This is a genomic window from Vibrio sp. OPT46 (assembly GCF_015163535.1).
In the GTDB taxonomy this organism is placed as follows: Bacteria; Pseudomonadota; Gammaproteobacteria; order Enterobacterales; family Vibrionaceae; genus Vibrio; species Vibrio alginolyticus.
Map to the genome: position 1 here is coordinate 10663 of NZ_JADDYG010000867.1, position 9413 is coordinate 20075.

Genomic DNA, 9413 nt, shown 5'->3' on the forward strand with positions numbered 1-9413 from the left:
GCTTACGGCGCAGCGCAGCGTATTGAGTCCATATTGATTTTAGTATTGATGTCGCTGACCTCTGCCCTCACACCGTTTATGGCACAAAATTTAGGAGCCAAACAACCGCAACGAGCCTTTTCCGGTTTATTTATTAGCATGCGTTTTGCAGTGGTATTCCAAGGGTTTATCTTCTTGATGATGGTACCGCTGAGCATTCCTCTGGCTGCGCTGTTTTCTCAGGAAGATGCGGTGAAAAACCTGCTTTGGCATTATTTACTGGTGGTGCCATTTAGTTATGGCTTCCAAGGCATCGTAATGATGTTAGTCAGTGGTTTGAATGCGATGCACAAGCCATTGCGTGCATTCCAGTGGAGCTTTATGCGGCTGTTCATTTTTACCTTGCCATCGGCGTGGGTCGGGAGCCAAATCTACAGCATTGAAGGCTTGTTTATCGGTATCGCGGTTGGGAATACGTTGGGTGGGCTACTGGGCTACTTGTTTGCGCTGCGCGAGCGCAAATTAACGCTCATAGAGCAGAGCAGCGTGTCTTAGCACTCGTCTATCGCTAGTTTCTTTTTTGTTGATTCTCAAATACAAAAAAACCGCGGAAAGCCGCGGTTTTGTTTATCTATTTCAAGCTTGCTTAGAATAACTCTTCAGCAACTTTGTATAGATCGTTGCGTACTGGACGCTTCATGTTTTCGATTGCGTCGATGATATCGTGGTGAACAAGTTGCTCTTTCACGATACCTACACAACGACCACCATGACCTTCGATCAATAGGTGAACAGCGTAGTTACCCATACGAGATGCTAGTACGCGGTCAAATGCAGTTGGACGACCACCACGTTGGATGTGACCAAGTACTGTTGCACGAGTTTCACGACCTGTCGCGGCTTCGATGTCACGTGCTAGTTCATTAGCATCCATCATTAGCTCAGTAAGCGCGATGATCGCGTGTTTCTTACCTTTAGCGATACCATCTTGGATGTTGCTGATCAGCTTGTCTTTGTCTAGACCAGTTTCCGGAGTGATGATGTATTCACAACCGCCCGCAATTGCAGACATCAGAGTCAAATCACCACAGTGACGGCCCATGATTTCTACAATTGAAATGCGTTGGTGAGATGAAGAAGTATCACGTAAACGGTCGATTGCATCGATAACGGTGTTTAGTGCACTTAGGTAGCCCACAGTGTAATCCGTACCTGCGATATCGTTGTCGATTGTGCCCGGAAGACCGATACATGGGTAACCCATTTCAGTCAGTTTCTTCGCACCCATGTACGAACCATCACCACCGATTACCACTAGTGCATCGATACCATGTTTTTTCAGGTTCTCAATCGCTTTTTCACGAACTTCCACTTGTTTAAATTCAGGGAAACGTGCAGAACCTAGGAACGTACCACCTTTGTTGATCACATCTGAAACGCTAGAACGATCTAGCTTCTCGATGCGGCCTTCGTATAGGCCTAGGTAGCCGTCGTACACACCGAATACTTCCAATCCTTCGGATAGTGCTGTACGTACTACGCCGCGTATCGCAGCGTTCATACCAGGTGCGTCACCGCCACTTGTTAAAACACCGATCTTCTTAATCATGCTCACCCTCGATCTTTGGCAATCAATTATTTAATTTTCTTTTAGGCCCCTTGTTACCAAGCAACCTGCATAATCCAGAACTGTGCGTTATGTTACATTTCCTCTACAGGATTACCAATGAAAACGCACTTTTTTATGTAACTTTTCTACTTATGTAAGAGTATTACAGTTTCTCTATGAAACTTTGTTGATTCATATCAGGATCACGAATCTTAATAAGTATTGATGGAAAGATAGTCAATAAGTACCTGTTTGTCGTCGGGCACTGATGGATTTTTCAAGCCTACCAATCTTGTGCTTTCTGCTCTTTCTCTGGTCCGAAAACGACAGACAATGGATCTTGATGGATCAATACGTCCGCATCAGGAAACAGAGCCAATAAATTATCTTCCACTTTATCAGCAATGTAATGCGCCTCAATTAATCGTAAGTTATCGTCTAGCTCTAAATGCAACTGTATAAAGCGCGTCGGTCCTGACATTCGCGTGCGTAACTGATGCACGCCCAATACCCCTTTTACGCTCAAACAAGCTTGGTTAATTTGCTCAAGCTCTTCATCGGGCAACTTTCTATCAAGTAAGGTTTGAATCGCTTCGCTGACCATTTTGAAAGCGCTATAAAGAATGAAGACACCAATACCAATCGCAAACACAGCATCCGCTTGAGTCACTCCAAAATAACTGAGCCCCAGAGCAACCATGATCGCAGCATTCATATACAAGTCAGTCTGATAATGCAGAGAATCCGCCGCTATTGCTTGGCTCCCCGTCACGCGAACCACATGTTTTTGGAACATCACCAAGCCAAGTGTGACCACAATCGCAAACAGCGATACATACACACCTAACTCCGGTGCGTGTAAAGCATGTGGGCGGAAAAATCGGTCAATCCCGTTAAGAATCAAAAATACTGCCGAGCCCGAAATAAACATTGCTTGGGCTAGGGCCGCTAAGGACTCAGCTTTACCATGTCCAAACGTATGTTCGCGGTCTGCCGGTTGTAAGGCGTAACGAACCACCACAAGATTCACAACCGAAGCCGCGATATCTAACATGGAGTCAATCAATGACGCCAATAAGCTCACTGAGCCGGTTACCCACCACGTGATGACTTTTACTATCAGAAGAAGCGTCGCCACAATGGTTGCAGTCCAAGCGGCGGTCGTAACTAAACGTGCGTATTGCTGTTTCATAATCAAAGAGTTAACTAAAACCATACGTTGAGTATATTGAATGACCATGAAATAACCAGATCAAAAAGAGGCAACCAATGGCTGCCTCTTTATATAACATCAATTCATGACTTAATTATTGCGCGACTTTTCCATGCGCTTGTGCATTCTGTCGCCACACTCTTGCATACGTTCATTTTGTAGCTCAACAAATTTCGCTTTCTGCTCAGGTGTTAATACGCTAAGCATTTGGTGCTTTCTTTCTAGCATTTGCACGCGACGTTCCGTTTGGCGCTCAACCATCTCTTTTGCTAACTCGGTAGCTTGAGCTTCATCAAAATTATCCGCCAGCAAAAGCGATTGCACTTTTGCGTGATGCGCTTGACGCTCAGCCATACGTGCTTCTTTGCCATCAGCGAATTTTGCTTTCATTTCTGCTTTGTTTGCTTCACGCATTTCTTTTAGCTGATCTTTTTGTGCATCAGTCAGGTCTAGTTGACGCATGACACCTCGGTCCATACCCATGCCGCATTCGTCACGAGGACCTTTATGATGGTTTTTACCACCGTAAGCGAATGCGCTTGCGGCGCCAAGAGTAAGAGGTAGAACAACAGCAGCTAACACAAGTTTTTTTGCAGACTTCATAATACGATTCCTTACACAGGTGAGTGGTTCTTCTGAGCTGTTCTCACAGCGCTTGAGTATAGAATACGACCCGCTAGGTAAAGCGACGTATAGGGAGCGTAAAGAATCGTAAAGAGTGATTTTTCTCCTCTTCGTTGCGCATCATTCCAATGTAATATTAGGCTATCGGTAACTTACTATAGGTGCCCCCATGGCAAACATTCTTTTAATCGATGACGATATCGAGCTAACCAGCTTATTAAAAGAAGTACTCAGTTTCGAAGGGTTTGACGTCAGCGAAGCAAATGACGGTGAAGCCGGCTTAGCCGCGATCAATGATAAGATTGATTTGATTTTGTTGGATGTCATGATGCCAAAACTCAATGGCATGGAAACGCTGAAACGCTTACGTGAAAATTGGGAAACTCCCGTCTTGATGCTGACCGCTAAAGGGGAAGAAATTGATCGCGTGATCGGCTTGGAACTGGGCGCGGATGATTATTTACCAAAACCTTTTAGTGACCGAGAGCTGTTGGCGCGTATCCGTGCGATTTTACGCCGCACTAGCAGCACACAAAAAAATACCAAAAACAGCGATTGCATTGAGTATCAAGAAATCCGCCTCTATCCCGGTAAGCAAGAAGCGTATTGTGAGCAACAGCTACTCGACCTCACGGCAACCGAGTTTGCGCTACTCACCCACTTCGTACAAAACCCAGGACAAGTGCTGACCAAAGAGACACTGAGCTTAGATGTGCTTGGTAAACGACTCGCTGCTTTTGATCGCGCTATCGATATGCATGTCTCGAACTTACGTAAAAAATTACCAGATCAAAGCAATGGCAAGCCGCGAATTAAAACCCTGCGTGGTCGTGGCTACATGCTGCTTGAGGAGGATTAATGCGCCTATCACGCATCAAACTGCCAAACATCAATAGCCTGTATGGACGCATCTTTGCCATTTTTTGGTTCACCATGTTATTAGTATTGATAGCCGTGCTATCACTGCCACATTTGGACCCACGCAAAGCTCGCGATATTCCAGAAGAACACTACAAACGTATGGTAGAAACGCGTGACTCAATCCAACAAAAATACAGCCAGCAAACTGATTTAGGCCGCATACTTTTTCGTATCGAGGGCAACCGCCACGGCAAGCACGACCCTCGCCCACGAGTGTTTTTTTCTGACTACAGCGGTAATGTTCTTACGACAGAAAAACGCAGCAATTTTCAATTGCGTGCAATGCAAAACTTTGTCACCAGTATCGAAGATTACAATAATCCAAAGCAGAAGCTGTATGGTCGATACATGATTGCGGGCCCAATTCCTATCACTTTGGCAGGTTCCGATATCTTGATGTACGTGGGCTTCAAGTGGAATGAGCCACCACCTCTACTCCTGCGTCTGTTTGATCACCCATTCCAGCTCTTGCTTGCGGTCATGCTGGTTAGTACACCATTGCTGTTATGGCTTGCTTGGGCATTGAGTCAGCCTGCACGTCGTCTTGAAGCCGCTGCTCAACGTGTAGCGAAAGGTGAATTTGTCACAGACCCAAATTTAGAAAAAGGCACAGCGGAGTTTCGTCAAGCAGGTAGCAGCTTCAACCAGATGGTCGAAGCGGTTAATCAAATGATTTCAGGACAACAACGTTTGCTATCCGATATCTCTCACGAGCTGCGCTCACCTTTAACTCGTCTACGCATGGCAAGCGCATTAGCGACGCGTAAACAAGGAGAAAGCCCAGAATTGACTCGTATCGATACCGAAGCGCAGCGCTTGGAACAGATGATCAGCGAACTATTAGAGCTTTCTCGCATGCAGGCGAACAGTCATATGACTCGCGAAACACAGCCATTAGAAAGTTTATGGGAAGAGATCATTAAAGATGCGCAGTTTGAAGCAGAGCAAATGGGCAAACAGCTACACTATTCAGAATTACCTAAGCGCAATATTTCCGGTAACCCTAAACTGCTGATGAGTGCGGTGGAAAATATCGTTCGTAACGCCATTTACTACGGAAAAGATGAGGTACAAATCGACATCAAAGCCGATGACGATACGCTTCGTATCACGGTTGACGATAATGGAGAAGGTGTACCAGAAGAGGAACTGGCCGCGATTTTTCGCCCGTTCTATCGCGTTTCCACGGCACGCGATCGCCACTCTGGCGGCACAGGTCTCGGCCTAACCATTACCGAAAGTGCCATTCGCCAGCACAGTGGCACGATCGCAGCCAGCCGAAGTCCTTTAGGCGGATTGCGCATGAGTATCACCTTACCGATCAATTGTTAGTCTCAATTTGATGAACTAACAATAATTCGCACCATATTTCTAGAGTGAGTGATTAACAGCCCCACCCTCACTTTAGAAATTGGTGAGGCTTCGTAGAATACCCTTACAAAGATCAAAGTTGATAATAATTATCGTTAGCATTAAAGTGAATTTTCCAATTAAGGAGGATTTACTATGTCACATACATTTCCCGCTCTGCCTTACCCGTACGATTCACTAGAGCCGTACATCGACGCGAAAACCATGGAAGTGCATTACAGCAAACACCACAAGACGTACTTTGATAAGTTTGTAAATGCCGTTGAAGGGAGCGAGCTCGAAACTCAGTCATTAGACGAGATCTTTGACAATATCTCTAAGCTCAGTCCAGCAGTACGTAATAATGGGGGCGGCTATTACAACCACATCATTTATTGGAATTGCATGTCACCAAACGGTGGCGGAGAGCCTCAAGGCGCGCTTGCTCAAGCAATTAACGATAAATTTGGTAGCTTTGCGCAATTTAAAGAGGCGTTTGCCCAAGCAGCCATCAATACCTTTGGGTCTGGCTTTGCATGGCTGATCGTAAAAGATGGTGAGATTCACATTACGTCCACCAGTAATCAAGACAACCCTCTGATGGATGTAGTGGATGTGCGCGGTGAACCAATCCTCGCATTAGACGTGTGGGAGCACGCGTATTACATCAGCTACCAAAACCGTCGCCCAGAATATATTGATGCGTGGTGGAACGTCGTCAACTGGCGAGCAGTTGAAGAAAACTATGCTCACGCTCTCTTATAAAGAGCATCACTACTTACGGTATTAACATCCGCGCTAATGCCTGCTTTCATACCCAGGTCAATCTTGCTGAATCTCGCATATCTCGGTGACTTGGGTATATACTGCCCCTCTCTTTGACCAACTCTATTTCAATACCATGTTTGATATCGCTTTATACGAACCAGAAATCGCGCCGAACACCGGCAACATCATTCGACTATGCGCCAACTGCGGTGCAAACCTTCACTTAATTGAACCTCTGGGTTTCGATCTTGAAGAGAAAAAAGTCCGCCGTGCTGGTTTGGATTACCATGATTTAGCTCGCGTAACACGCCATAAAAACTATCAAGCGTTCTTAGAGTATTTAGAGAAAGAGAAGCAAGGTAACTATCGATTGTTTGCCTGCACCACCAAAACCACAGGTCACCACGTTGATGCACAATACCAAGCGGGTGATGTTTTGATGTTTGGTCCAGAAACTCGTGGCTTGCCTGCTGAAATCATCGATAGCTTACCAATGGAGCAGCGTATTCGCATTCCAATGATGCCAGATGCGCGCAGCCTAAACCTTTCGAATGCCGTTGCGATCATTGCTTTTGAAGCATGGCGTCAAATGGGCTTTGAAGGCGCATTGTAAGCAGCACGAATTCCAAATACAGAAAAGGGCGCTTGGTGCGCCCTTTTGTTTTCTTTACTGTCTAACTCAATCAGTTGAGCTTGTTGCGATCATCATCGTCTTTACGCTCGTATTCCCCTTCGAAGGTCTTGCCATTATCTGACTGGGAATCAAATGGGTCACGACGGAACGGGTCTTGCTCAAATGGCCCCTGGTTAGAGAAACCACCTTGGAAGCCACCACCATGCATGGTTTTCACCACCATTTTGCTCATCAAGTATTTAGCTATCGCGGCGCGTGGCGCAGGAAGCAACACCAACATACCAAGGGCATCGGTCATAAAGCCCGGGGTTAACAGTAGCACGCCAGCCACCGCTAGCATTACGCCTTCAAAAATTTGCTGGGCTGGAATTTCACCTTGTTCAAGACGCCCCTGTACTGACATCAGTGTTTGTATACCTTGGCTACGAACCAACGACGCACCAACAAATGCAGTGATTAAGACTAGTGCAATGGTCGGCCATAAACCTAAAAAGCCGCCCACCTGAATAAATAAGCCGATTTCAATGATCGGAACAAAAATAAACGCTAATAATAAGATAGGAAACACACGCCCTCCTTTGTTTAATTCAGTGTAATGGTAAAAGCAGACTAAGCTCAAACGAATCGTTGTAAAAAAGCGTGTTCATACTGGTCTCCTTCTTTTTTAGACAAAGTAGCGGGAGCGCGTTTCATTCAATTGCATACCGATTTTTTCGTGCTTTTAAAGTGCTAATTTCGAACTCTAAAAACTCATGTTTGTCGAGGAAAATCGAGTACCCATAAAGGGTTATTAATAACCCGTTCATACTTTGCAAATTATTGACTCATGAAAAACGAAAAAGGTGATCTAGTTACTATTTTTATGCGCTAGGTGCAGTATCATGTGCCACATAAGTCAGGACGGATTTTCCAGCCAAAAATTCTGATGAATGGATTCTAGATTGCAGAAATGGCTAATAAATAACTTTATTATCAGAATTATCATCTAAGGATCCTGCTATGGCTACCCTATCTGATGCTCCAAAAACAGCAAACCCAGCCACTCGTATTGAAGAAGATCTATTAGGTCAACGTCATGTCCCTGCAGATGCGTACTACGGTATTCATACGCTACGTGCGATCGAGAACTTCAACATCTCTAATATGACCATTTCTGACGTACCAGAATTTGTACGCGGCATGGTAATGACCAAAAAAGCAGCAGCGTTAGCAAACAAAGAACTTGGCGCTATTCCAAAAGACGTTGCAAACTACATCATCGAAGCGTGTGATTTGATCCTAGAAACTGGCAAGTGTATGGATCAGTTCCCATCAGACGTATTCCAAGGCGGTGCAGGCACTTCAGTTAACATGAACACGAACGAAGTGATCGCAAACGTCGCGCTTGAGTTGATGGGTAAAGAGAAAGGCCAATACGAATTTGTTAACCCAAATGACCATGTAAACAAGAGCCAATCAACCAACTGTGCGTACCCAACAGGTTTCCGTATTGCGGTATACAACAGCGTACACAAGCTAATGGAAGCAATTGAGTACCTAAAAGGCGCATTCGAACTTAAAGCCGTTGAGTTTAAAGATGTACTGAAAATGGGCCGTACTCAGCTTCAAGACGCAGTACCAATGACAGTAGGTCAAGAGTTCCATGCGTGGGCGGTAACACTAAACGAAGAGATTCGTGCTCTAGATTACACATCTAAACTCCTCCTAGAAATCAACCTAGGCGCAACCGCAATCGGTACTGGTCTAAATACACCAACTGGCTACCAAGCGCTTGCAGTAAAACACCTAGCGGAAGTAACAGGCCTTGACGTTGTTGCAGCAGAAGACCTTATCGAAGCAACGTCTGACTGTGGTGCATACGTAATGACTCACGGCGCGCTAAAACGCCTAGCAGTGAAACTATCGAAGATCTGTAACGACCTTCGTCTACTTTCTTCTGGTCCTCGTGCGGGTCTAAATGAATTGAACCTACCTGAAATGCAAGCAGGCTCTTCAATCATGCCAGCTAAAGTAAACCCAGTTATCCCAGAAGTAGTAAACCAAGTTTGCTTCAAAGTTCTCGGTAACGACAACACGGTTTCTTTCGCAGCAGAAGGCGGTCAGCTACAACTAAACGTTATGGAACCTGTGATCGCACAAAGTGTGTTTGAGTCTATCTCTCTACTACACAACGCGTGTGTGAACCTACGTGATAAATGTATCGACGGCATCACTGTGAACAAAGAAGTTTGCGAAAACTACGTTTACAACTCTATCGGTATCGTCACTTACCTAAACCCATACATCGGCCACCACGAAGGTGACATCGTAGGTAA

At 45.3% G+C, this 9413-nt stretch carries 10 protein-coding genes; 6 read left to right on the top strand and 4 right to left on the bottom strand.

The genetic code is table 11. The annotated features are described in order from the left end of the window. Positions 1-534, top strand: a 534-nt coding sequence (locus tag IQR33_RS34945; RefSeq protein WP_265575816.1) for an MATE family efflux transporter, incomplete at its 5' end; no start/stop codon positions are given. A 91-nt stretch (positions 535-625) separates the two neighbouring features. Here the strand turns inward: IQR33_RS34945 and pfkA are convergent. The 3 genes from pfkA to IQR33_RS30780 form a co-directional block, all read right to left on the bottom strand. Beyond that, positions 626-1588, bottom strand: a complete 963-nt coding sequence (gene pfkA, locus IQR33_RS30770) for a 6-phosphofructokinase (protein WP_005381521.1) — start codon at positions 1586-1588, stop codon at positions 626-628. A 283-nt stretch (positions 1589-1871) separates the two neighbouring features. Further along, positions 1872-2780 (bottom strand): CDF family cation-efflux transporter FieF, encoded by a 909-nt coding sequence (gene fieF / locus IQR33_RS30775; protein WP_025768809.1) that lies wholly within the window; start codon positions 2778-2780, stop codon positions 1872-1874. Between the two features lie 111 nt (positions 2781-2891). Continuing rightward, on the bottom strand, positions 2892-3404 hold the full coding sequence (locus IQR33_RS30780; RefSeq protein WP_047104268.1) for a CpxP family protein: 513 nt from the start codon (positions 3402-3404) through the stop codon (positions 2892-2894). Positions 3405-3594: 190 nt separating this feature from the next. Between IQR33_RS30780 and IQR33_RS30785 the strand changes: the two genes are divergently transcribed. The 4 genes from IQR33_RS30785 (at position 3595) to trmL (ending at position 7077) form a co-directional block, all read left to right on the top strand. Beyond that, the gene (locus IQR33_RS30785) at positions 3595-4284 is read left to right on the top strand and encodes a response regulator (protein ID WP_005382384.1); all 690 of its coding nucleotides are present in this window, start codon (positions 3595-3597) and stop codon (positions 4282-4284) included. Beyond that, the gene (gene cpxA / locus IQR33_RS30790; protein WP_005382383.1) at positions 4284-5678 is read left to right on the top strand and encodes an envelope stress sensor histidine kinase CpxA; all 1395 of its coding nucleotides are present in this window, start codon (positions 4284-4286) and stop codon (positions 5676-5678) included. The genes IQR33_RS30785 and cpxA overlap by 1 nt, the downstream gene beginning before the upstream one ends. A gap of 174 nt (positions 5679-5852) precedes the next feature. Further along, positions 5853-6461, top strand: a complete 609-nt coding sequence (locus tag IQR33_RS30795; RefSeq protein WP_005382382.1) for a superoxide dismutase — start codon at positions 5853-5855, stop codon at positions 6459-6461. A gap of 136 nt (positions 6462-6597) precedes the next feature. Further along, the gene (trmL, locus tag IQR33_RS30800) at positions 6598-7077 is read left to right on the top strand and encodes a tRNA (uridine(34)/cytosine(34)/5-carboxymethylaminomethyluridine(34)-2'-O)-methyltransferase TrmL (RefSeq protein ID WP_005382381.1); all 480 of its coding nucleotides are present in this window, start codon (positions 6598-6600) and stop codon (positions 7075-7077) included. Between the two features lie 70 nt (positions 7078-7147). Here trmL and IQR33_RS30805 read toward each other — a convergent pair whose 3' ends face one another. Further along, entirely contained in the window at positions 7148-7666 is a 519-nt protein-coding gene (locus IQR33_RS30805; protein WP_005386383.1) for an FxsA family protein, read from the bottom strand. Between the two features lie 431 nt (positions 7667-8097). On the opposite strand from IQR33_RS30805, the gene aspA reads away from it, so the two are divergent. Continuing rightward, positions 8098-9413: aspartate ammonia-lyase (gene aspA / locus IQR33_RS30810; protein ID WP_193844301.1), on the top strand; the 1316-nt coding region annotated here is incomplete at its 3' end.